Source organism: Arthrobacter sp. C2, from assembly GCA_024207135.1.
Classification (GTDB): Bacteria; Actinomycetota; Actinomycetes; order Actinomycetales; family Micrococcaceae; genus Paeniglutamicibacter.
This window is the reverse complement of the sequence record CP042428.1, coordinates 4,438,745-4,462,906: the sequence shown is the minus strand read 5'-3', so window position 1 is coordinate 4,462,906 and position 24,162 is coordinate 4,438,745. Positions and strand designations below refer to the sequence as shown.

Sequence of the window (24,162 nt, the reverse complement as noted above, 5' to 3'; positions counted from 1 at the left end):
GGGAATCTCAATCAACATTCGAGATGCATGCAGAAACACCAATCGGCGCACAGTTGCTTCGTATCCCTCGAAGCATGGTTTTGCCTCCGGCGTCCTTCCCACCCCACCTCGCGGTAACGCCATCTTCTTCGCGCTGGTCATCGCCATGCTCCTCTACGTCGCCGCGACCCTGGTGCTGACCGGCATGCAGAACTACCGGGACATCGACCCCACCGCCGGATTCGCCTCCGCCTTCAACGGCGTGGGGCTTTCGGTGATCGCCACGATCATTTCCGTGTTCGCGGTCCTGTCCATCCTCACCGTGATGCTCACCTTCCTGCTGGGCGTGACCCGGGTCTGGTTCTCCATGAGCCGCGACGGACTGCTTCCGGGCTGGTTCTCCAAGACCGACCGCCACGGAACACCCCAAAGGGTCACCTGGATCGCCGGCATCGCCTCCGCGTTGCTGGCGGGAGTCTTCCCCATCAAGGCCGTCGCGGACCTGACCAACATCGGCATCCTGGCCGCCTTCGTGGTGGTCTGCCTGTCCGTGATCATCTTCCGCTATAAGAGGCCCGAGGCCCCGCGGACCTTCCGGCTGCCCTTCATGCCGGTGGTCCCCGCATTCGGCATGCTGGCCTCAGGGTTCCTGATGCTGCAGCTGCACTGGGAAACCTGGCTGAGGTTTGTGGTCTGCCTGACGAGCGTTGTACAGCCTTAGTTTCAATAACGGCACTCCCTGTTGGGCAAGATCGAGTTGATGCATCATAGGCTCGATCGCCATGTAGAAGATGTAGTCCCTTGCTATATGCCGATTGGTGATTTTGGACGACTTCCTGATCCCTGCGAACAAGTTGACTTCTTAGTTGCTTGAAGCTCGATTAGATGGAAAGCTTAAAATACTCGTTGATTCGCATTCGCCATGGTGCGGGATTAGTCTAGGAATCACATTCGTCCACGAGCTCAGATCGCCGGTCAACGCGTTCATGGCAAAAGGTTCGGATTGGGGCAGCAGCCCGAACGACGTCCTAATCGGCGGTTGGCAAGGATTATTACCCCGGGCGTCGAGGCCTACCTGCCAGGACGCCTTCTCCCCTCCAGAGCGTCAGCCCGCGCCTGCCATCCTATCGAGAGTTGGCAAGTGAGCACAGAGCGTCAACCGTCTTCTGGATAGCGTCTTGCGAGAGAGTGGATAACGGTACATTCGGCTTGCGGCTCGCAAATCTGCTGGATCTAAGGTTTGAAGCTACTTCCCGAAGCGCTGGGATTTCGTTCAACTGGCGGAGAAACGAATCCCGCGAGACAGCGTCCGGGGATTCCTCGTCAGACATTTTTGACATTCGAGCGAGGTTGAACTCCACTGATGTTCCCTGACCCGTGAAGTAAAAGAAAGACACTGTGCCTAACCTGTGGTTTCTTTTGTCGAATAGAGGCAGGCTTCCCGCGGGGCGCACCGCGGTGGAACCTCTATACGATAAGCCTGCCGCAAGGGCGGCTGTGAGAAAGAAATTGAACCGTTCAAGATTCCTGCTGTCATGTTCTTCCAGCCATGAGCGGTATGTGTCTTCATCCCAGTCAATCATGTCCCTGCTGTTCGGGGCGGACTTGGCTTCGGCTAGCTCTTGCCCATACACATGTGGAATAAGTATCTCGATTGAACCTTGTCTTAGTCGAGAATATTCAACTGCGATTACCGAGGTCCCCGAGCCGGCGATAGAGTTGAGATACTCGATCATCCTCTTCATCGCAGGGTTGATGATGTCAATAGCGAGGACGATGCGAAACCTTCCGTCCGCAAGATTCCGTGCCAATGACTCTCTCATCGAGATTCCCCCGAACTCTTCATCTAAGATCAGAGGCTGGGAAGTGCGAGTCCGCCATTTTGAGGCAAAGTCATCGACATCCATCTTCCACAGGTGAGCCGCATAATCGAACATTTGCCCGACGACTTCTCGCCTGATTTGGGGATTGGAGGCCAACTTGCATTCGACCAGCGTTAGCTCTCCCAACGAGTCCACAACGACAATGTCAGCGGGACCAGCATCAGACGGGAACTCACGGCACGTTTTCGCGGCCGCACTAACCCCCGGAATGAGCTCCGGGTGAGCGGCTAGGATCTCCTGCAGCTCAGATTCCAAGGCATAACCATTATCAGACGGTTCAAGCCACGTTCCATCATCCTGACGAATCAATATTCCACTCATGACTGCATTCACGTCCTCAGAACATACGATCCAGGAAACCCGGTAAACGTTCTTATCGCTCCTTCCCCCCAAACATCTCAATCTGGAACTTACTGGTCAATACCTCACTGTGAGTTGAATGTGAAAGTCACCGCGGAGAACTCCGGCTTTCACCATCTGCAACGAAACCCTCATGACCAGCTCATCGGGTCTCACCTTCGATTTGCGCGACCGTCAAATTCCTTTGGCGGCTAAGCCACGGCCTCGGCCAACGGCCTCCATGTCCAACTCGGTGAACCATTCCCCGAGGAGTGGTGATCGACCGGTTCCCGGTGGGTCAAGCCGATGGCGTCGGTGACGACGTCTGCCAGTCGCCCGTTTTGTTCGTAGGATTGCCGCTGCCGGTCGGCGCCTGTTCCGTTGCCAAGGACCCTTGTAAGGCCTTCCTCGACATAGGCCTCGTCCCCGGACTCGACCAGGGCGTCCCGCACATGGTCGTGGAGGGCGGAAATGACGTGTTCTGCGGTGTCCGGCCTGTGGGTTGCGGGGTGGAGCAGTTCGCCGCGGATACCCCACCGGCTGGCCATCCAGACACCTTGGCGCAGGACGATGGCCGGAACCCTGTCCGGTTCCACTCCCGCTTTCCACTCCCGGGCGGCGGTCTCCACCAAGGCCCGCACCAGCGCTGCGATCAGGACGGTGTCCCTGGGATCAAGGCAGACATCGGACACCCTGATCTCCACGGTGGGGTGCCGGGCGGAGAGACGGGCGTCAAAGTCCGGGTTGATGACCACCCCGGTCGCTGATATGACCGCCACCAGCGCGTGGTAGGCCCGCGCCGACCCGAAGACCTCCATCGGACCGGCGGAGGACCACCGGTTCCAGGCCTGCGTGCGGAAACTGGCGTAGCCGCTGTCCTGGCCGTTCCAGAACGGTGAATTCGAGCTCAACGCCATGAGCGAGGGCAGCCAGGACCGGATGCGATCCAGCACGGCTACGCCCTCCTCGTCCGAGTCGACGGACACGTGGACATGGAGTCCGCACGTCAGCTGCTCGCGCGCCGTCAGGGCATACTTTTCCACCAGGGCGTCGTAGCGTTCGTTCCTGGTGGGATGGGGCGAGACCGCCAGCGGAGAGGTGGCCAGGGCGACGATCCGCGCGCCCGCCTTTCGGGCGAGCGCGTCGGCATAGGCGCGCCCGTCAAGGATCTCCTCGGCGAGACCGGCCAGGCTGCCGTGCGGGTGCGTGATGACCTCGAGTTGTTCCTGGTGCAGCTCTGCGGAGAGCATCTGCCGGGCAGAAGCTCCTGTCGCCCGCGAGCTATCACCGTGGAGGCCCATCACCTCCGCGGACAGGGGCAAGGGGACGCCGTTGACGGGGTCCACTATCAGGAATTCTTCTTCAACACCAAAGGTACGCACCTGCTAAGTGTGGACCATTAAATCGACAGCGGATTCCACCCCTGGATGCCTGGACGACAAGCCGTCGCGGGTCCGGCGCCTGGACGATGAAATACTCCATGTCCAAGACAAATAGTCCCTCCACCAAAACTAAGCACCCGGTGGTAAAACAGGTAGCAGGAACCAAGAACCGGGTAGGACGACTCGCCCGATGATTTTCGTCCGCGCCAAGGCTCGACACCACGGATTCGGCCGCCTAGAGTGTGCACTATCGATTCGGCCACCGTGGCCGCATTTTCATTGTCCTTGGGGGGACCAATGCTCAATCCGTCGAATCACTCTGCCTTCACGCGCCGTCTGGCCGCCGCCATCGTCGTGCCCGGCATCCTGACCAGCATGCTGCTGTTCGCTCCACAAGCAACAGCGGCCCCAGGCTCCAGCGGCACGGCCGCCGGCATCTGCACGGGTGTGGTGAACCAGTTGGCCCACCGCGGTTCCGTGCAAGAGAACCTGCTCAAGGCGGCTTCCAAGAAGAATGCCGACATCATCACCCGGCTCCAGGGCGAGCGCACGCAGTTGCAGGCCAACGCCGACAGCCTGACGGCCCAGATCGCCGAAACCGATTCAGCCATTGCGGCGCTGGACGCAAAGGGCCTGGAACTTGATGCGCAGCTCAAGACTGCCGGTGATAACCTCGCAGCAGTGCAGGCCGAGCAAGCCACCACCAACGACGCCGTTCTCGCCGCGCAAGGCGCGCTCGAGGAGCTGCAGGCGCAAAAGCTGAGCACCGAAAACCAGCTGGCACCGCTGCAGGAAGCGGAAGTGCTGGCCAAGGAGGCCGCCGCGCAGTTGCAGCGGAGCGCCGATGACGTCGAGGCCCGGATCGTTGAGAAAAAAGCCCAGATCAGCGCCGCGGAGGTCGAACGAGCAGCACTCGAGGCCGCCGCAACCGCGGCAGCAGAAGCGCTTGCGGGGAAAAACACCGAGATCGCCCAGGCGGGGCGCGAGCTGACGGAACTGTCCGACACGGCAGAAGCTGCCGCGGCCGCCGTTACCGGCGCACAGCAGGCCGTCAGCGACGCCGAGGCCGAACTGCAGGACCTTGAGGGGGCAGGCACCGCCGCCCAGGCGGAAGTCGACGCCCAGGTGGCCAAGATCAGCGACGCCAAATCGACGCTGGCCGACGTTCAGCGACGTGCAGCCGACGCCGCGGCCGCTGTCGTTGCCAAGAACGCCGCGATCTCCGCAGCCAAGGACGGACTGACCTCGCTGCAGACGGCAGCGCTGGACGCCGCCGAAACACTCGCGGCCAAGAACACGGCGATCGCCACTGCGCAGGCGGAACTCGACACCTTGCGCTCCGCTGCCGACGGCGCTGCCGCGGCGGTTAAGGCCAACAGCGACAAGCTCGCAACAGTGACGGTGGAAATCGCGGCACTTCAGCAGCAGGTCACCGCGAAGAACGCCGACATCACGGCCAAGCAGGCCCAGCTTGCGACGGCGCAGCAAGAGCTCGCGGCGTTGGCCGCCGGCAAGACCAAGCTGGAAGCCGAGATCACGGATCTCACCAAGCAGATCTCGGACATCAAGGGCAACAGCCCCGAGAAGACGCGCCTGCAGACACTGCGGAAGGCCAAGCAGGAAGAGCTGACCGCAGTAGACGCCCAGATCCTCAGCAAAAACGCCACAATCGCCGGGTACCAGGGAGACCTGACCACGCTCCAAAACGCGGTCAACACCCTCAATTCCCAACTCCAGTCCAAGCAGCAGGAGAGCAGCGCCCTGCAGCAGCAGGCGGCGCCGCTCCAGGCATCCCTGACCGCCGCCAATGACGCCGTCTCGACGAAGCAAGCCGAGATCGCCGCGCTCAAGAACCAGATCCCTGCCCTCCAGGCGGCCGTCACCGCAGCCAACGGTGCCGTCACCACCAAGCAAGGCGAACTCGCCGCACTGCAGGGCGAGCTGCACACGCTTGAGGCAGCCTCGGCCGACGCCGGGGCAGCCTTCACCGCGCAGCAGCAGGTCCTGGCGGACCTCGACGCAGCACTGCCAACGCTGACCGAGGGCCTTGCCGCCAGCCAGGAGGCCATCGCCGCGCAGAAGCTTGTCCTTGACGGGCTGAAAGGCGATCTGGCCGGTGCCACTGCTGCCAGCGCTGCCGCGCAGTCCGCCGTCGACAAGAAGGCCGGCGAGCTCCAGGACCTGCAGGAGCAGTTGCCGGCCCTCGCGAAGGCAGTACCCGACGCCAACGCCGCGGTGGCCGAGAAGCATAGCGAGATCGCGTCCCTCAATGGCGACATGGACCAGCTGGTGGCGAACCTCACCGGGCTCAACAGCCAGATCGCCACGAAGGAAGCCGAAGTTCTCGACCTCCAGACCAGGGTGGCTCCGCTCTTGGCGCAGCTGAACGGGCTCAACGGAGAAATCAGCGCGACCGAAACCCAGTTGAAAGACCTGCAGGCACAGCTGACCAAGCTCGACGTCCAGGTGACGAACGCCCAGGCGGAGCTCAGCACCCTTCAGGCCAAGAAGGGCGCAAACAAGGACGCCATTGCAGCGCAGAAGAAGACCGTCATCGGCCTGCAGGATCAGCTCGGCACGGTCCAGAACCAGATCCGGGCCGTCGACGGGCAGATAGCGCTCGGGGGCTGCGTCGCCTGATCGGGCACCCCGCAGGTCCGCCCTGCCGGGAGTCGCCGCCGCGTGAACGGTGTGGATGGACGGGAAGGGATCGGCCGCAACGGCCGGTCCCTTCCCGGGTTACCGGCACGGCTGACCATCACAGGTTTGGATGGTTCCGGCAGGAGCGCTCTCCCGGGGCCACCCATATCGGGACGCCGGTGGTCGCCACAAGGGTCGGCTAAGTGATACCCACCAGGGCCGGTTATTGGGCCACCGACGGGGTTTGCTCGGCGAAGCCTTCGCCGGAGTACCTCGCCTTCGTGGCCGTCGTGGCCATCGGCATCTCCGGCTACTTCTCCGCCTTCCTCGCCGGGCTCGGCCTCAACATGCCCGACTGGGGCGCGTCCTCCGCCGACGAAGGCCGTCGCGATCAGGACCGTGTTGCTCCTGTTCGGCCTCGCCCGGGGCATCTTTTACATCAACACCGGGAACTACAACCTGTTCATGCCCAGCGGAATCTGCCTCGTGGTGGCGGGAGCCAGGCCTTTACAAATATTTCGGGAGGACCCGTGCGAATTTGTCGCCCGTAGTCACAAGCCACTCTACGAGTTCTTGCGCTTGAGCCTCGTCAAGAAAGTCGCCGTGACGGCTGATGACGAGCTTGGAAGCCTTGCGGTCCGGCTTGTCGTCCCACTCCAGCGCAAAATCGAGGTCGGTTTCGATGGTCTCGCGCTGTGCCAGCAACTTTGCATAAAGATCCTTGTCGTGGGTGATCCAGAACAGGGTCGTGACAATTTTCCTCTGAGAGTTGACCAAGAGTGAGACATGCCCGCGGGAATCCCCTACGCTGACGTCGTACCAGTGTTTTCTGGTGGGCTTGCGCCATGTATCGATGTTGTTCGCGTTGACGAGGCCGTAGTCTCGAACTCTCTCGAAGAATTCAAGCTGGGCATCCTTGACGGACAACTTGTTTCCTGCCTTGGAGGGTAGTTTGATCTTCTTTCGTCGTGCAGAGATCGCTTCCTCATCTACGTCGAGCCCCGCAGCTTCCGCAAGTTCCTCGGCACCCATGAACTGCGCGGGATTCGCGTGCCCTTCCGCATCGAACTGGAGGCCTTCTTCTTCAAGCACCGCCCGGGGATCGTCCGCTCGGTCCGGCTCGGTCCAGCGGAAACCGGGCGAAATCGTCCCACCGCTCTGCAGAACCCGCCAGGCGTTGGCCATCGGGAAGTTCGCGATTATCGCAGCCAACGGCTGTGCCCAGGTGCCGGCCACGATCGCTACGTCGCCGTATGTAGTCCAGCGCCCTGCTGGGATTTCGGCAACTATGGTAGCAATTTGGATGCGAGTCTCCGACGGTTCGTCGCCCACAGCCACGACGTTCTCGTCCGGGCCGGGCCACAGCTCAATAATCTTTTCTGCCAATTCAGAGCTACGAGTGTTGATCTCGCCGACTCCCCATGTCGTGTGCGCAGCGATTGATTGGTTCATCGACAGGCCGCTGATGGCCAGCATCTCGCGCTTCTCGTCGAACGGCTTGTTGCTTAGCTCGCTGTTGTACCCGCTCAAAGTGAGATTTCCGAGTGTATGTACGATGCGCTCGTGTTCGTAGTTGATGTCAGCGTCAGCGCTCAAATCCGCGGCGAACATGTCCCGCACGGAGTCAGACATTGTCTGCGGCAACACGTGTTCGATTGTCAGGTGCTTTGGATCCAAGCCGACAATTTCCTTGGGGCGGTAGGCCTCTTCGAGCCACTGCAGTATGAGCTTTTTTTGTGCTCCGCGGCCCTGCCAGTAGAAGGCGACAGTCCGGGCAGCCTCACGAACTTGTGCATCGGTCGCGAAGTACTTGCGGCCGCGGGACAAGTATTCACGTAGTGCGATGTCTATCTGGTCGGCATCGCTGATCGAACCGACGGCCTGGAGCAGTGTTCGGTTCAGGTTTGCGGTGGCACGCCCGATCACGACCCGGCGCACGAAGTACGACTCCAGATATGTCAGCGCGCGCACAACGTCACTATCGGTGACAGTGCCAGCTGCACGTCGAGCGAGGATCTGCATAACTACCGGATAAGCAGTCGTTGAACCCCAAGCCTTGATCCTGGTTAGGCGACGGCTTATCTCGGCGTGCTTCTCGCCAGCGGGATTGAGAATCGTTGCGAGCACGTCACCCAGCTCGGCTATGCGGATCACCTCGGCCTCCACCGCGTCGATGGTCTTGAGCTTGTCAAGCCGCTTCTGCTGTCCTACGTAGGTATCTGACTGCTTCGCCCGTTCGTCACGCTGAGCGAGGTCCAGCCAAAACAACAATTCAAGGTTCTTGGAGTCGAGCTTCCTCTCGAGCGGAAGCCAGATGTTCTCGTAGACAGTCTCTGCGCGGTCCCCGAGGCGCATAAACAAGTAGTTCTTGAGCAGGTCACTCTGCGTTAGCTGAAGCCCGGTGTTGTTGAGTGACTCGAAAATGCGGTGCGCGTTGTCGGATGGCTCCACCGTGACGACGACGAGCGCGAGACCACGTACGATGGCCGCTTCGAGAAGCTCCAAGTCATGTGGATCGTCCGGATCGTCAGCTGCGGCGATTTTCGATCGGAAGAATCGGTAGGCACCGCCAACCGCATCCTCACCGCCGGCTTGCGGCGCACGGTTGAGCACCGCCAGGTAGGGTGCCCGATCCTTCTGCGTTGGCATCACCTTAAGAGGCTTACCGCTGTCGTAGACGTTGACTAGATACTGCGCGTCAATACCGCTTGCCCGATCGAAATCTCCGGTCTCGATCAAGTGGTCGCGGAGCGCAGCCAAAAGGAGGGTCAGCGTAGTCAGGCGTTGCTGGCCGTCAACAACGAGGAACTTGTTGACGCCGATGGCACCGAAGTCAGGACTGCTCGCCAACACGAGGGAACCGATGAAGTGAGAGGCCTTCGAGTCTTCGGCGAGAGTTCTCTCCAGCTCGACGATATCCGTCCAGATCTGTTCGAGCTGTTTCTTCCCCCACGAGTACACGCGTTGGTAGAGGGGAACTTGGTACTGCTTTTTACCTTCCAGAACACCGGCAAGCGTCCCGTTCTCCGCGCGAACCACACACGCCTCCTGATACTTGGTAGTAATGGAACGAGACTACAGGGAACGGTCGCGGTGTGCCTCGACACCGGACATAGCCCGCCCAGCGGGCAGTCCATCCATTCCAAACCAATTACTGCAATCGAGCCGTGGTACGTGACAAGGCGCGGTGGATATAAGCCTGCGGTCAGTCCGCACCTTGAACGTCCGCTTCGCGAGCTTCTCGGCGAGACTGCCGAGACATCGTCCTTCATCTCCAGTTCCCGCCTGAATCATCCTCCGAGTTTCAGCTCGGGCAACGCCTCGATGACGACGTCCTCTGTTGGGAATGCAGGGACAGCGAAGTTGCCGGCAGCAATCCGTAACTTGACCTGCTCAAGCTCTTCCTTGAGCAGGTCAACGGTGGCACGGTACTTTTCATAGTCCGTTTTACGGCGCCTGGCTACGAAGAAACTAATGCGCACGGCGATAAACGCTATGGGGCATCACACCAGTAAGGCTGAGCCGGACGAGGCAAAGAATTCGAGTGCTAACAGGAAGAGCTTGCTTGAACGCCAGAAAATCGTTCATCCCGCCTACCACTGCTTGCAGAGCAGAATCGAGCGGCGCCAGATGCTCCCCCACGATTGGTGTCTCGGCAAACGACAGAGCGCTCAGCGATGGTTCACCTCCGGCAGCCCATCGCGAATCACCAACCTGGTTTAGGACGTAGACCCCGGCACCAGCGTTGAGTGCCGCGAAAAGCATGACAGAACCAACCGCAGACCAGTGAAGGCTGCGCCAGCGCAAGATGCCGGCCACGAGCAAGAATGCGGCGGCGATACCCCAAGGATAGACGTGCAATTGGTTGCGGCTAATGGTGCCCAGTAGATCCAATTGCTTCCCCTGCCCCTTGCCGTTGGAGTCAATGCTTACTCCGGCTCCAAGCGAGGCCATCCCAGCCGTCCTCGGAATGCCGCGGAAGTCACTGTTGCAGGGCACCGAAGCCGGCATGTGTCTTGACCGCGTAGTTTTCGCGGGGCCGCCAGCACCAGTGCGTTACCTATGGAGAACGCCACCGCCCGGAGTAAGCGTCTTCTGCCATCGAGGAACGCATGAATCTGCCGGGCATCCGTCAACGGCTAAGGTGGACCCTGGGTCACCCGGTTACATCGTCGGCGGGTTGTCCAAGATCGGGCGACCTGGCCAGGCGCCGAAACCTTCTGGGAGGACCTGCCATGCCCGAAACTCCGCTCGACACTGTCGACATCGACGACGCCGATGGAGCCGACCAGAAGATCGTCGAGGATGAACGAGCCAAAATACGGAAGTTCATCACCGGGCTGAGCCCAGACGACATCAAATCCGGTGGATGGTTCACTAAGCTCTGTGGCCAGGCACTTGGTTCCTACACGGAAAAAGTCACATGGCAGTACTTCGAGGAGCGATACGCGGGTGTGCCTGCGGATGCCATTGTCGATCAGCGTATTAAGATGGCCAGCCGATACGCCGCACTCGAAGGCGGGCTCTCAGCAGGTGCCTACACGGCAGCAATTGTCGCGACTATGGGAAGCCTCGGCGGCGCTTCACCGGCGACGGTGCCGGCCGCCGTCGGAACCATCATGGTCGATGTCGCGTTCATTACCCAACTCCAGCTCCGTCTGGCCTACGACGTCGCGGTCCTTTATCGGATCCCGCTTGATGTATCGGATCCCGAGGACATGTGGAAGCTGATCCGGGTGGCCTTCACCATCAAGAGCGGGGAAGTTGTGAGTGGGGGCGTGATCAAGGCTGTCCCGGCCATGATGCGGCCGCTGATCAAGCGCTTCTATTCAAAGGGGATCCTGAACGCCGCAAAGGGGCTTCCCTTCGTCGGCAAGTTCCTGCTGCAGCGCAATGTCATCAAGATCGGCATCCCGCTTGTTGGCGTTCCGATCGCGGTGGTGCTGAATCGCTATACGACGTTACTCGCAGGGCGCCACGCTCAAGCCGTGTTCCGGAACGAAGCGCGCGTGATCGAACTCGCCGAGAAGCTGAGCGAGCGGTGTCAACACCCACAGTTGATGCTGTGGGTCTCTTGGCTCGTCATCATGGCGGATAACAAGATCTCCGACGACGAGGCCCTACTGTTCCGGCACCTGGTGAGGGTTGTCCGCGATCATCATCAAGTGTTCGATGAGCAACTCGCTCAGCTCGTGGATATCGATCCGGACGACGTCTGGCTGCGCTTCGAGGCCGTAGCCGGGGATCTGAACGACATCATGGACGCAGCCAACCGGGTGGCCACCGTTGATGGTCCCGTCAATGCGCTGGAGAAGGCGATGATCGCCGAGCTTCGGGATAGGTCTGCCCGGACCTGACACCGCCTTTCGTGGGCAGGAGGACCGGACGACTCGTGGCCAAGACACCCTGCTTATTCCGACCGCGGGTCTTTGAATACACATTCAATCAACTAATGGGCTGAACCGACGGCTCCACTTCGCCCAAAACCGAAACTTCCTATACTCCGCTCTGGGATTGCCCCTCTAACGATCTGTGCCACGCAGCAAGTCTTCGAGGCGCCCCGCCTCCGTTGGTGCTCAAGCTTAGACGATCTCCTTCAAGACCACGGATTCTGCTCGGTATACCAACAGACATCGCGCACTTCCGCACGAACAATAAGCCAGAACCCGAACGACACTTCAGGGAAGCCGCCGCCCTAGTATCCTGTGAACCCAGGTCATGCTGTCTATATTTGCAGGCTGAGCAGGTGGTAGCTTAGTGTTTTGCCATGCCCGTCAAGAGTTGGCGAACCCGTGACGCCGCCGCCGAGCACACCCGGTAGTTCGTAGACAATTCCGGGCAAGTTCGGCAAATCTGTGCGGCGAACGAGTCCGGTAACGAGCTGACCAAAGTGCGACGAAACCCGTTCCACAGTCAGGTTCTTGACCAGGTAGTCGTGGGCGGCTGCGTCACGCGGGAAAACCGAAAGAATCAGAGTGTCCCCTTTATCTCCAGTTCGCACATCGGCAAGGTCATCCACGCTCGTGCATCGGACGGGTTCGGTCATTTCCGGGCCTCCAGAATGTGAACTTCGGTGGAAACGAGATGGCGTGGAATGAGACAGGACCGGATGGCCAGCACCTCGGACCGGGAACGCCGCGCCCCTCCGCCACCGGCCGGCCCATTGGTGTAAAGGCTTTCAACTTCCCAGCCAACGATGTCCGCGGCATCCTCCGTGGCAACCCGTGCCGTTACTCGGAGCCGCACTTCGTGCGCAGAGGGATTGGTGTCTAATCCCCTGAACGCGGCACCTGCGCCGATAAACTCCACGGAGATGCAATCCTCGGGGAAGCCGTGAACGTCCTTGAGGCGTTCGGCCACGACTTCACCCGCCAATTGCGCCCGGTCAAACGCACGTGGCCCTGCATAACTCATTTGTCCCTCTCCGAGCCATCCTCCGCGGAATCCAAGGGTCACCTTCAAATCCTGGGGACGCGTCCGTCCGGTTGCCCCGGAAACCGCGACCCGATCGTGGCCAAGGTCGTCGAAGGAGACCTCGCTGAAGTCGGCCGTGACATCGGGCGTCAGATACGCTTGCGGATTCCCTACTTCATAGAGCAGCTGTTCGGTACAGGTCCGGGCGGTGAGGGTGCCACCGGAGCGCTCGAGTTTGCCAAACACCGCCGACCCGTCGCTTCGAACGTCAGCGAACGGAAATCCGAGATGTGCCAAATTATTCACGGGTTTGGTAACCGGGTCAGCGTAGTATCCTCCGGTGAGCTGTCCGGCACATTCGAGGAGATGCCCTACCGCCGTGCCTGCACCAAGCATGCCGTAATCGTTCCAGTCCCAGCCGTATTCGTGTATCAGAGGTGCCAAATACAGCGATGGGTCTGCAAGGCGTCCGGTAATGACGACGTCGGCATCCTCTTCAAGCGCAGGAACGACCGCGTCAGCTCCAATATAGGCGTTCGCTGAAACCAGCTCATCGGCGTGTTCGGACAGGTGCTTTCCCGTTTCCCACACGACGGGGTTGTGTCGACGTACGGCATCGAGGACATCGTCACCCGTGACACCGGCGACTCGTACCGTTCGCCCAGCAACCTTGGAAGCTATGCGAGCGACAAGTTCCGCGGCAGCCAGAGGGTTGGCCGCTCCGGAGTTGGTCACGATGGTGGTGCCCGAGGAAGTGGTGTGCGGAAGCACAGCGCGCATGCGAGCTTCCAAGAGCGGGTCGTAGCCTGACTCGGGGTTTTTCAGACGACGGGCTTGGCTTGCAGCGATGGTTCGCTCTCCCAGGCATTCGAAAATCAAGTAGTCTAAGAGGCCGTGTTCGGCCAACTTCTGAGCAGGGTCGATCCTGTCTCCCGCAAAGCCGGCCCCTGCGCCCAACCTAATGCTCCGTGTCTGGCCGCTCATGACGCCACCAACGGGATGACACCGGTGGCCACGGCAATGGCGAACATTCCAATGCTGACCAGCCATGCCCATCCGATCAAGTGGCGAATGTGGCGGCCAATGTCGACGTTTGCAAGCCCAACAAGGAGGTAGAACGCTCCGGTCAGAGGGCTGATCGGGAATCCCACGGTTTCTTGTCCAATCACTGATGCCTGCGCCAAGTGCATCGCGCTGACACCAAACTGCTCTCCAACACCCACCAAGACGGGCAACACCCCGAAGTAGTATGCATCCGGGCCGAAGATCAGGCTCATTGGTACCCCCAGTACGCCCACGATCAAGGGAAGCACTGGCATGACTTGCGAAGGAATGACGTCGGCGGCACTATTCGCCATTGCGTCGATCATTCCGCTTCCTTTGAGCACTCCAAGCAGTACACCGGCTGCCAACAAGGTACTTGCCATCAGCATCGCGCCCTTCGCATGGGCGTCGAAGCGTGCAGTCTGGGCCTTCAGCCCCGGATAGTTGATGAGCAGCGCAACGATGGCGGCGATCATGAAACACATTTCGGGCGGGGCAATAGCTGAGATGAGGGCAACCATGGTCGCGACCATGACTATCGCATTGACCCACAGCAGTTTCGGGCGTCGGAGCCCTTGCCCGACTGGATCAATCTCAAGATCGCCGGATGTTTCAAGATGCATGACAACGGTCCCGCGACGGTCTGAGCCTCCGTTACCAGCGGCCAACTTCCTGCCGCTCCCTGCCTGCGCCACTCCCTCGCTGATCCGAACGCGCGCTGTCGACTCTTCCACCTCAGCTGAGACATCACCGGCGGCAAGCCGTTGAAGGCGACGCGCTTCCCTGCGTCCGAGTAAGTAGGCGACGGCCAAGGCAAGGATCATCCCCCCGATCTGTGCCGGAATCAAGGGGATCCAAATCTCATTTGCGTCAACGCCGATAGTGGTGGCCGCTCGCGCCGTGGGCCCACCCCAGGGCACGATATTCATGACGCCGGCCCCGAGACCCACACACGTCGTTAGTACCAAACGGCTCATTCCAAGACGGTCATAGACCGGCAACATAGCCGGTACCGCGATCAGGAAGGTTACGGCACCGGCGCCATCGAGATGCGCGACCATCGCCAGCGCCGTAGTTGCAACCGTCACGGTGACTGGAGCATGGCCTGCAAACTTCACGATGCGGTTGACTACCGGGTCAAAAAGTCCCGCGTCGCGGAGAACTCCGAAGAAGATAATGGCGAAAACAAACATTGCCGCGACTCCAACAACGCCGCCTAGCCCGTCCTTAATGAGGACCCCGACTTGGGTTGCTGAGTTTCCCGCGACGAATGCAGCAACGATTGGAACTCCCGCAAGAGCGACGACGGCAGAGGTGCGCTGCGTCAGCAGAAGCACCAGAATGACGGCAATGGTGGCAAAACCAAGGATGGAAAGCATCAGTGGATTCCTTTCTATTTGCTTCAGTGTGTCTCGAACCACTTTCCGCCGTCCAACATCAGTTACAGATAGCCTTATGCACTATGAGCATTAATTTGGGAGTTTCGCATCTTCGCTGCATCGTCGCCGTCGCCGACTGCCTCAGTTTCACTGCTGCTGCTGAAGCGCTCAACATAGGGCAATCTTCATTGAGTCGAACGATCGCTGAGGCCGAGCGTCGGCTGAAAGTCAGGTTGTTCACGCGTACGACCCGGAACGTTGAGGTCACTGGGGACGGGCGCGAGGTAAGCACGTACGCACGTAGAATGCTGGCCGCATTCGACGACGGCCTCCATGACATCGAGGGCTTCCTGACTGGCGACCGCGGTTCAGTGACGGTGGCCTGCCAGCCCTCGATCGCCGCGACGTTTCTGCCGCCTCACGTCGTTGCTTTCCGAGAAACCCACCCCGAAGTGGGCTTGTACATATGGGACGGTTTGTTGGAAACCGCCCTCATAGCAGTGAGAACAGGCGAAGTGGACCTCGCAATAGTCGCCACATCAGGCCCGTTGTCAGGATTGCAGCAGGAACGGATTGGCCTCGATTCGTTCTACTGCGCCGTCCCCCGCACGCACCGCCTCGCCGACAAGGACCATCTGGAGTGGTCCAATTTGTCAGGTGAACCCTTTATTGCCTTCGGAACCGACAGCAGTATCGAAGCACCCGTTCGACGGGCTTTGGAGGACGCTGAGATCGAGCTCGGACCAGTGGTACAGGCTCAAAACGTGGGTGCCGTGGCAGGGCTGGTTGCCGCCGGCCTGGGTATCACGGCCGTGCCCGAACTGGTCCTTCCAATGATTTCTTTCGCTGGACTGGCACACATTCCACTCCGCCCTACAGTGCAACGCAAAATATCGATCGTTCAGCTCCCCGGCCGGCGCCAAACCTCTTGCGCGCAGGCGTTCATCGATTCAATCAGGAATGCGCCGTCCGATTCAGGTATGCAGGCACGGTGAGCTCACAGGGATCGATTACGTCATCAATCCTACTTGCTTCCGCATCGAGCGAGGCCTCAGCCTTCATTCCCGTCATGGATCCACGTGCGGTGGCGTTCGTTCGAACGAACTCTTAACACGCCGTTGAACGACGGTTTTTCCACAAAATAGTGTTTGGAAGCCTGCCCTGCCTGAGTAGAGCATGTGTCCAGACTTGAGTAAAACGCGCCCTCGGCCATCGCGCATCGTCTTGCGAACTAGGTGCTGACTGCGGCAACATACCGTCGAATTCACGAAAGTGGCCCGCTTATCTGAACAAGATGAATCGGTTCTGCAAGAACGACAACCACGGAACCCCGCAGCGTCTGACTTGGATTACCGGCATCCCTTCCGCGTTGCTGGCGGGAGTCTTCCCGATCAAGGCCGTCGCGGACCTGACCAACATCAGTATTCTTGCCGCCTTCGTGGTGGTCTGCCTTTCGGTGATCATCTTCCGCTACAAGAAGCCCGACACCCCGCGCACCTTCCGGCTGCCCTTCATGCCGGTGGTCCCGGCATTCGGCATGCTGGCCTCAGGGTTCCTGATGCTGGAGCTGCACTGGGAAACCTGGCTGAGGTTCGTCATCTGGCTGCTGGTCGACCTGGCCATCTACTTCATCTGCGGACGCAAGCACTCGCTCATGAACCCGGACAGCCCCCGGCACGACGAGTGCGTGGTGCTGCCACACTCGGAAACCTATGAGTCAACCGATGCAGGGACCGCGGCATACCAAGGTCGGGCAAATGCCGCGTTCCGGTCACGGAACGGCGACAATTGCCGTTAGAGCCAGCCCTCGGGGTTGACCCACTCGCCGTTGACGATGACCTCGAGGTGCAAGTGCGGCCCGGTGGAATTGCCCGTGCTGCCCGCAAGGGAGACGGTCTCGCCGCGCTGGACCTTCTGGCCCACGGACACCTTCAATGCCGAGTTGTGGTTGTAGCTGGTCTCCAACCCGTTGCCGTGGTCGATCTTCACACGGAAACCGGAGTGGCCGGCCCACTCGGCCTGGACGACGGTCCCGGCTGCGGCGGCCTTGATCGGGGTTCCCGTGGGCACCGCGTAATCCAGGCCATTGTGGTTCATGTAGCCGGGACCCGTCGGGTTCTTGCGGAAACCGAAGCGGGAGGTCAGGCGGATGCTGTCCACCGGCTGGGAGAGCTTGGTGACTTTTCCGGTGTCGGCGGTGGTGGCGGGCGTCGGTTTGGCTTTCGTGGCGACCTTGCCGGCGGCAGCGGTGGTGACGGGTGCCGGCTTGACGACCTTGACGTACTTGCTGGTCACCGAGGCGCGTTCGACCGTGAGCTTGTCGTGGGCCGGGGCCTTGACATCTGCGACAGACGTTTGGGAGACGCGCTGGGGAGCAGCTACGACTTCTTCGCCTTCCTGCGCGGGGGCGGCAGCGAAGGCCAGGCCGGTCACGGCGGCTACCGCGGCGAGCTTGTGCGCAAATCCAAGTCGAGGGCGCCGGGTCCGGGGTGCGGACTTCAGGACGTGGTCCAGCTTGTCGCCTTCGGCGGGCGTCGCCAGCGAGACCGGCCGTGCAACAGGCGCGGCAGGAATTTCGGTGGCGGCGATGGATGCCGCGTCCGGGGAGGCGGAGTAGCGCGGGCTGGCCACAAAGCGGCGGCCACCGTAGTTCCGGGTTTCAGGATTCTCGAGGGAGTCCGGGACCGCGCTTGATGCGCGTCGGCCGGGGCGCCGGGAAGTGCTTTCGCCATTCATCGCGGTGTCCACGATCTGCTCCAGGGAACCGTCGGCAGGCGAAGCATCAACAGGGCTGGACGCGCGGCGGCGCCCGGAATTTTGCTGCTGGGTCAAATGATTACCTCTCATGTGTCGCCTGCGAAGTTAGCTGTCGGATTCGAGTCATGAGATCAACTCGGCCGAGCCCGCCAGGCGGACTCAGCTTCACCCCGAGATCCATGGTCCAAGACCAGGAACGGTTGAATGGGTCCTCCGCCCCTACCGGGAATTCTTGTTCCGCGATCCGCCGGTAGGGTTGTGCGATCCGGATCGGGACTGGGTTGCGCGAGTGCAACCAGATGTAAAACCCTACGAGGTTCAAGTAAAAGTTACAATTCCGTTATCAATCCATGCGCCTGACAAACACGTGGGTGCCGCCGGCGGTCGGAAGCCCCAATGCGTCCTCGATCCCCGCACCCGCACCAGGAGGTCCCACCGGCCCTCTTTGGGGTGACTAGGACCCCGGGCAGAAGCCAACATCGTCGAGCTGCACCGGCGGCTCCAGTTCCAACTGGATGATTTGGGCCCGGCGCTCTCCCGGGACGCCAGCGTAAACGTGATCAAGGAGACTGTCAGCCCGGGTCTGCACCGGTGCGGCTGCTCCCGTCCGCGTTGGCCAACCGGCTAGAATCGCCACCCGTGGTTCGCCACGTTCCCAACGCCTGTGGGTGAGGCACCGGCTTCATATGTCAAAGATCCGCAACACCTTCCAGGACTCGGGATCCCTTCTCAACGGAATCACCATGGCAAGCGGGCATCCCCCGTTGCTGGACACGAACATCACCGGCCGGCCCATCGGTTTGGGATCCAAGGCACGCTCGTACCTCATTTAGAAGGACCCTGACGCGTGCGTCAACGCGTCAGGGTCCTTCTGTGGGCGCTGGGAAACCTGAAGTGTCACGAAACAGCAAAGTGCGGCCATTTCCTTCATGAAGGTTGGTCGCTATTCCGCATGACAGGGCTTCTCTTGGGGGCGGCTCTGTCGGGGCCCGTCCCCAAGCCGATGGCCCAACGCGACATCCTGGAGCTAGGAACCCGACCATTGAACGCCGTTGGTGCTCACCGTTCGCAACTGCGAAATTCAGGATGGTAGACCGCACATGGGGGTAGGCAGGTCTCGGGTGCTCGCCTAGATGAATAAGTCCTAATCGGTCCCAAGGACAAAAAGACCCCAGTTCATATGAACTGGGGTCTTTTAATCGCTGGCGGAGAGTGTTAAGCCTCGTATGTGAACCCAAAACTCAACACCCTCCTGACCACACTCTACGTCCTACTGACCGATCGTGTCCTGCCGGATTTGGGATACGACCGCTCGAGCAAACCCGGCCGCAAGGCCGCGCTTAGCGACGCCGAGCTGCTGTGCCTGGTCGTGGCCCAACACCTCTTGCACGGGCATTCCTCCGAATCGCGATGGGTCCGCTATGCGCGCACCCACCTGAGCGGGCTATTCCCCGGGATCCCGCAGCAATCGGGATACAACAAGCGCGTGCGCGCCGCCGGAACACTGATCAGTGCGGTGATCACCGCCCTGGCCCGGGGACACCGAATCCTGGCACGAGATCCTCCGCCTGCTCGATTCGACCCCGGTCCCGTGCGGCACCAGCCGCGAAACCGTCAAGCGCTCCGACCTGGCCGAGCACGCCGGCTACGGATACTGCGCCTCGCACTCGCGCTACTTCTGGGGCTTCCGCCTGTACCTGATCAGCACCCCGGAAGGCATGCCGGTGATCTGGGGACTGGCCAACCCGAAACTCGGGGAACGCGAGGTCACCGAGGCCCTGCTGCGCCACGACCACCACCTGGTCCGCGACGGGCAGGTCATCCTCGCCGACAAGGGCTTCGCCGGCAGGGACTTCGAGCGGTTCATCGCCGAGGACCTCGGTGCCAACCTGGTGCGGCCGGACCGCAAGGACGAAAAACCCCGCTTCGGGAAGTTCGGGGGCATCCGCCAGTGGATCGAGTCCGTCTTCGACAGCCTCAAGGGCCAGCTCGGGCTCGAGCACCACGGCGCCCGGACCCTCGGCGGACTTTACGCCCGCGTCGCCTCAAAGCTTCTGGCCCTCGCGGCCGGGATCTGGCACAACTGGAAGACCAACGCACCCCGAAAGCGCTCCCTGACCGCCTACGACCACTGACTTCATTAGGACTTAATCATCTAGGGTGGGAAGTGGACGAAAGGAGCACTACATGAAGAAAATCCTCATGGTTCTGACCAGCGTTTCCGAGATCGCCGATACGGGAGAGAAGACCGGCTACAACGTGGCCGAGGCCGCACACCCCTGGAAGGTCTTCAAGGATTCCGGGCATTTCGTCGACTTCGCCTCCATCCAGGGAGGCCAGCCCCCGCGCGACACAGTGGATCCTGAAGATCCCATCCAGGTCGCCTTCACCGAAGACGAAACCACGCGCGCCGGCCTCTACAACACCGCCCGCGTCGCCGTGGTTGACCCCGAACAATACGACGCCGTGTACCTCGTGGGAGGCCACGGCGCCATGTGGGACTTCCCCGAAAGCGAAGGCCTGCAGAACCTGGTGGCCAGCGTCTACGACAAGGGCGGCGTGGTCGGCGCGGTCTGCCACGGACCTGCAGGCCTGGTGAACGTGGAACTGGACAACGGGTTCCGACTCGTCGAGGGCCGGAGGGTTGCTGCCTTCACCAACGAGGAGGAAGTTGCCGTGGGTAAGGAGAAGGTCGTCCCGTTCCTCCTGGCGGACCGGCTCGAGGAGCAGGGCGCCACCCACGTGCCGGCGGAGAACTTCACGGAGAACGTCGTGGTGGACGAACGACTGGTGACCGGCCAGAACCCCGCGTCCGCGGCCCGCGTGGCCAAGGAAATGGAGAAGCTACTGGCCGAGGTCATCCACCAGGAGAAGGTCGAGGAACACGACGAGGCCGCGGCACTTCGCGCCGAGAAGGACGCCGAAAAGGCTGCCAAGAAGGCGGCCGAGGCGCACACCGAGCACTGATGCCGCTGGAGCACTGAGACTTGCGACCGCCCCAAGAGGGGCGGCCGCGGGTCGTCGTTTCGAACATCACCGAGCGTCGCCGCTCCGAGTGCGTTAGCCGTCGATACCGCGCCTACGCCCCAAGCCCATGATTCCCAATCAAAGTTCCGTCATTGGACCGCCCATTGGTCGTCCAGCATCACGGGCGGGGCTTCGCTGTCCTGCGGCACGAACCGATCCAGCGCACGGACTTCCTGACCCGCGCAGGCAGCAGCTCCCGGGGAAGCCTCCGGCCGATGGGAAATCCGGGAGGTCAGGAATCGAATCCCAGCCCCAACGCGTCCATGGCCTTGAGCCAGAGCCCACGCCGACCCTCGTTCCGGTCCGAACGGGCAAGCTCGTACCGGGTAAGGTTGATCCCCGCCGCGCACACCGGTTCGGGCGGAAACGGGACCGCCCGACGCCTCACCATGTCAAGCCTGGTCCGCTCCGTATCCAGGCCATCAAGCAGGTCCAACATGGTGTCGGCGGCAAAACGGCTCGCCCCCATGCCAAGCCCCGTATGCCCCAGGACATAGGCGACGCGCTTCCCGAAAGCGGTTCCGTACTCCGCGCTGAACCGGGTCGAGGTATCGATGACTCCGCCCCAGGCATGGCTGAAAGACACCTCGAGCTGCGGGAAGGTCTCGAAGAACTGCTCCGCGAGTTTCCGGAAAGTCCCGGGGCGGTTCTCCAACTCGGTGGAGATGCGCCGGCCGTAGTGGTAGATCGCGTCGTAGCCGCCCCAGAGGATCCTCCCGTCCTCGGTCACCCGCGAATAGTGGAACTGGTTCGCGGAGTCGGTCAACCCCTCACGCGAGCGCCAGCCGATCGACTCGAATTGCCCGTCGGTCAGCGGCTCGGTGGCCAGGGCGTAGTCGTAGACCGGCACCGTGGTCATCCTGTTGCGGAGCAGCAGCGCGGGGAACGCGCTGGTGGCCAGCACGACCTTGCCTGCCACGATGTTCCCGGCCGGGGTGCGCACGCGCATCCCCGCTCCGTCGGCCTCTAGTTTCTGCGCCGGCGTGTGTTCGAAGAACACCACCCCCTGCCGGGCCAGCGCGTCGCGCATCTCCATCGCCAACTTGTACGGCTCCACCAGGCAGGTACCCACCGGATCCAATACACCGCCGATGAACGTCGGCGAATCGATGCGGGCCCGGGTTTGTTCCGCATCGAGCAATTCCAGCGGCCGACCATATTCCTTGGCCTTGGACACCGACGCAGCGAGTTCCTCCAGTTGGTGCGGTGCCGTGGCAACCTGGAGCTTGCCCGCCGCGCGGAAGCCCCCGTCGATGCAGGCGGTCCGGAGGTCGTCGGCGAACCCCTGCAGGTTCTCCAAACCCAGGCGTTCGAGATGGCTGGCTTCCTTGGGCCATCGTGCCAGGGCGTTGGCCAGGCCGTGGGTCACGCTGTAGGACACGAACCCTCCGTTGCGTCCGGAGGCCGCGCGGCCGATTTCCTGTGCATCCACGACGGTGATCGACCAGTCCGGGTGGCGTGCCCGGGCACGCATAGCCGCCCAGAGCCCCCCGAAGCCGGCCCCGACGATGAGCAGGTCGCATTCGTGGCTGCCGACGAGGACGTCGGCGGGTTTGCGTTCGAATCCGTCGAACCACACCGCGGAGTTCACGGCGCCGGCCAGCGCGTCCTCGACCGCGCTGCCGGTCATGTTCGTGCCGGTCATGGGAAGACCACCAATCCATTGCGCTCGTCCGACTCGCGCGCCGACTCGCTGCGCTCCGCTGCCGGCCCGAAGCCGCCGCCGCCTGCGGTCTCGACGCGCACGATGGTGCCGGGCTGCAGCGTGGTGGAGGTCTTGGTTTTCACCATGGTTTCGGTGCCGTCCGGGGAGATGAGCGTGATTTTGGTCGGCTGGCCGGAGCTTCCCCCGGAGGCGCCCTCCGGGGCAAATCCCGCCTTGGTTTGTTCCGCGTAAAAGGTGGCCCGCTGCGGGTGCTCAAGGATCTCGTATTCCCGGCGCAGCCCCAGGCCGCCGTTGAACCTGCCGGTTCCCTGGGAGCCGGGAACGAATTCGTTGCGCAGGATCCGGATGCGGTAGTTCGTTTCCACGACCTCGGCCGGCATCACGCCCACGTTGGACATGTAGGTGTCCACCCCATCGAGTCCGTCGCCCTCGCCGGTGGCGCCGGTGCCGCCGCCCACCACGTCGGCCATGACGGCCGGACGTCCGGTGACCGGGGAGGTGCTGCCCACGTTCATGCAGAAGAAGCTGACGGTGCTGCTGCCCACGGCGGCCTCGGGCCACATGTCGGTCAGCGCACGGATCAACGTGTCGGCAAAGCGCTGGCAGGTATTGTGGCGGATCGACACGGCCGCCGGGGCCATCGGGTTGAGCACCGAGCCCAGCGGGGCGTTGATTTCCACGGCGCGCAGCAGTCCGTCGTTGGACCCCAGGTCGGGGGCGACCACGGCCCGCACCGCATAGACGATGCCGGCGCGGGCGCTGGCCCAGGGCACGTTCATGGCGCCACGGACCTGGGCGCTGGAGCCGGAGAGGTCGAGGTGAAGGGTGTCGCCGACCTTGCTGACCTTGGCATGGATACGGGTGGGCGGGCCGTCGAGGCCGTCGTCGTCGAGGAAGCCCTCGGCCTCGCCCTCGCCGTCGGGCAGATCCAGCAGGGCGTTGCGGACCGCGAGCTCGACCACGTCGAGGTTTCGGCGCATCACGGAGCCGACCACGTCCAGGCCGTACTGCCCGGCAAGTTCGTTCAGTCGCTGGTATCCCAGCACACAGGCGGCGCGCTGGGCGCGCAGGTCGCTGACGGTGCTCAGCGGGTCGCGGATGTTGTCGGTGATGATCGAGATGACGTCGGGGTTCTCGACCCCTGCGATGGACAAGCGGACCGGCGGCAGGATCAGGCCCTCGGCGAAGATGTCTTCCAGTTCGGGGCCCTCGCTGCCCGGGTTCACGCCGCCGACGTCGATGTGGTGGGCGGCTGTGCCGCTCCATCCCGAAAGGATCCCCTCAACGTAGATCGGGGTCACCACGTTGACGTCCGGAAGGTGCATGGCGCCGAGGAACGGGTGGTTGCAGATGAAGGCGTCGCCGTCGCTGATGTGTCCGTCCCAGCGCTCGATGATGGCCTTGACCACCAGGGACATGGCGCCAAGCTGTGCGGGGATGTAATCGGCCTGGGCGACCAGGTCGCCGTCGGCGGTGAACAGGGCACAGGAGAAGTCGTCCATGTCGCGGATGATCGGGCTGTAGCTGGAGCGCTTGAGGACGACGCCCATTTCCTCGGCGATGGAGGTCAGCGCGGAGGAAAGCACCTCGAAGGTCACGGTGTCCACCTCCGGTTCGAGGGCGGTGGCGGTGTGCTCGGTCAGTGTGGTCAT

At 61.9% G+C, this 24,162-nt stretch carries 16 protein-coding genes, 3 pseudogenes and 1 riboswitch; of the genes and pseudogenes, 8 read left to right on the top strand and 11 right to left on the bottom strand.

From position 1 onward, the window contains the following. Positions 1 to 118: 118 nt before the first annotated feature. Positions 119 to 667: pseudogene (locus FPY90_RS20360) on the top strand (APC family permease); the annotation flags it as partial. Positions 668 to 1,103: 436 nt separating this feature from the next. On the opposite strand, the gene FPY90_RS20355 reads toward FPY90_RS20360, so the two are convergent. Next, positions 1,104 to 2,183 (bottom strand): PDDEXK family nuclease, encoded by a 1,080-nt coding sequence (locus tag FPY90_RS20355; protein WP_175475501.1) that lies wholly within the window; start codon positions 2,181 to 2,183, stop codon positions 1,104 to 1,106. A gap of 230 nt (positions 2,184 to 2,413) precedes the next feature. Beyond that, positions 2,414 to 3,547 (bottom strand): glutamate--cysteine ligase, encoded by a 1,134-nt coding sequence (locus FPY90_RS20350; RefSeq protein WP_498685639.1) that lies wholly within the window; start codon positions 3,545 to 3,547, stop codon positions 2,414 to 2,416. A 333-nt stretch (positions 3,548 to 3,880) separates the two neighbouring features. Between FPY90_RS20350 and FPY90_RS20345 the strand changes: the two genes are divergently transcribed. After that, positions 3,881 to 6,223: a coiled-coil domain-containing protein gene (locus FPY90_RS20345; RefSeq protein WP_498683034.1), complete on the top strand. Its 2,343-nt coding sequence runs from the start codon at positions 3,881 to 3,883 to the stop codon at positions 6,221 to 6,223. A gap of 507 nt (positions 6,224 to 6,730) precedes the next feature. Here FPY90_RS20345 and FPY90_RS20340 read toward each other — a convergent pair. From FPY90_RS20340 to FPY90_RS20330, 3 genes are all read right to left on the bottom strand, one after another. Then, the gene (locus FPY90_RS20340; RefSeq protein WP_498683032.1) at positions 6,731 to 9,262 is read right to left on the bottom strand and encodes a DUF4268 domain-containing protein; all 2,532 of its coding nucleotides are present in this window, start codon (positions 9,260 to 9,262) and stop codon (positions 6,731 to 6,733) included. 251 nt (positions 9,263 to 9,513) lie between these two features. Then, entirely contained in the window at positions 9,514 to 9,705 is a 192-nt protein-coding gene (locus FPY90_RS20335) for a hypothetical protein (protein WP_498683030.1), read from the bottom strand. Further along, the gene (locus FPY90_RS20330) at positions 9,695 to 10,177 is read right to left on the bottom strand and encodes a hypothetical protein (protein ID WP_498683028.1); all 483 of its coding nucleotides are present in this window, start codon (positions 10,175 to 10,177) and stop codon (positions 9,695 to 9,697) included. The genes FPY90_RS20335 and FPY90_RS20330 overlap by 11 nt, the downstream gene beginning before the upstream one ends. 281 nt (positions 10,178 to 10,458) lie before the next feature. Between FPY90_RS20330 and FPY90_RS20325 the strand changes: the two genes are divergently transcribed. Then, entirely contained in the window at positions 10,459 to 11,580 is a 1,122-nt protein-coding gene (locus tag FPY90_RS20325; RefSeq protein ID WP_498683026.1) for a tellurite resistance TerB family protein, read from the top strand. Positions 11,581 to 11,948: 368 nt separating this feature from the next. Here FPY90_RS20325 and FPY90_RS20320 read toward each other — a convergent pair whose 3' ends face one another. Genes FPY90_RS20320 through FPY90_RS20310 form a run of 3 tightly spaced genes read right to left on the bottom strand, consistent with a single transcriptional unit; the run spans position 11,949 to position 15,060 of the window. Then, positions 11,949 to 12,269 carry an AtuA-related protein gene (locus FPY90_RS20320; RefSeq protein ID WP_498683025.1) on the bottom strand — a complete coding sequence of 107 codons (321 nt, stop codon included), beginning with the start codon at positions 12,267 to 12,269 and terminating at the stop codon, positions 11,949 to 11,951. Then, positions 12,266 to 13,621 carry an acyclic terpene utilization AtuA family protein gene (locus FPY90_RS20315; RefSeq protein ID WP_498683023.1) on the bottom strand — a complete coding sequence of 452 codons (1,356 nt, stop codon included), beginning with the start codon at positions 13,619 to 13,621 and terminating at the stop codon, positions 12,266 to 12,268. The genes FPY90_RS20320 and FPY90_RS20315 overlap by 4 nt, the downstream gene beginning before the upstream one ends. Then, on the bottom strand, positions 13,618 to 15,060 hold the full coding sequence (locus tag FPY90_RS20310; protein ID WP_498683022.1) for a CitMHS family transporter: 1,443 nt from the start codon (positions 15,058 to 15,060) through the stop codon (positions 13,618 to 13,620). The genes FPY90_RS20315 and FPY90_RS20310 overlap by 4 nt, the downstream gene beginning before the upstream one ends. Before the next feature lie 83 nt (positions 15,061 to 15,143). Between FPY90_RS20310 and FPY90_RS20305 the strand changes: the two genes are divergently transcribed. Both FPY90_RS20305 and FPY90_RS20300 read left to right on the top strand, forming a co-directional pair. Further along, a complete protein-coding gene (locus tag FPY90_RS20305; protein WP_498683020.1) occupies positions 15,144 to 16,055 on the top strand; it encodes a LysR family transcriptional regulator in 912 nt (303 codons plus the stop codon). 308 nt (positions 16,056 to 16,363) lie between these two features. Continuing rightward, a pseudogene (locus tag FPY90_RS20300) lies at positions 16,364 to 16,744 on the top strand (APC family permease); the annotation flags it as partial. 110 nt (positions 16,745 to 16,854) lie between these two features. Here the strand turns inward: FPY90_RS20300 and FPY90_RS20295 are convergent. Further along, positions 16,855 to 17,892, bottom strand: a complete 1,038-nt coding sequence (locus FPY90_RS20295) for a M23 family metallopeptidase (protein ID WP_498683019.1) — start codon at positions 17,890 to 17,892, stop codon at positions 16,855 to 16,857. Between the two features lie 3 nt (positions 17,893 to 17,895). Beyond that, a riboswitch (cyclic di-AMP (ydaO/yuaA leader) is annotated at positions 17,896 to 18,069 on the bottom strand. Positions 18,070 to 18,503: 434 nt separating this feature from the next. Here FPY90_RS20295 and FPY90_RS20290 point away from each other — a divergent pair. From FPY90_RS20290 to FPY90_RS20280, 3 genes and pseudogenes are all read left to right on the top strand, one after another. Continuing rightward, positions 18,504 to 18,650, top strand: a complete 147-nt coding sequence (locus FPY90_RS20290) for a hypothetical protein (protein WP_175475500.1) — start codon at positions 18,504 to 18,506, stop codon at positions 18,648 to 18,650. Positions 18,651 to 19,045: 395 nt separating this feature from the next. After that, positions 19,046 to 19,952: pseudogene (locus tag FPY90_RS20285) on the top strand (IS982 family transposase). Between the two features lie 52 nt (positions 19,953 to 20,004). Next, positions 20,005 to 20,784 carry a type 1 glutamine amidotransferase domain-containing protein gene (locus FPY90_RS20280; RefSeq protein ID WP_498683017.1) on the top strand — a complete coding sequence of 260 codons (780 nt, stop codon included), beginning with the start codon at positions 20,005 to 20,007 and terminating at the stop codon, positions 20,782 to 20,784. A gap of 292 nt (positions 20,785 to 21,076) precedes the next feature. On the opposite strand, the gene FPY90_RS20275 is transcribed toward FPY90_RS20280, so the two are convergent. Further along, positions 21,077 to 22,489, bottom strand: coding sequence for an NAD(P)/FAD-dependent oxidoreductase (locus FPY90_RS20275; RefSeq protein ID WP_071215705.1), 1,413 nt, complete (start codon positions 22,487 to 22,489; stop codon positions 21,077 to 21,079). Further along, positions 22,486 to 24,162 (bottom strand): hydantoinase B/oxoprolinase family protein, encoded by a 1,677-nt coding sequence (locus FPY90_RS20270; protein ID WP_071215704.1) that lies wholly within the window; start codon positions 24,160 to 24,162, stop codon positions 22,486 to 22,488. Before FPY90_RS20270 ends, FPY90_RS20275 begins: the two co-directional genes overlap by 4 nt.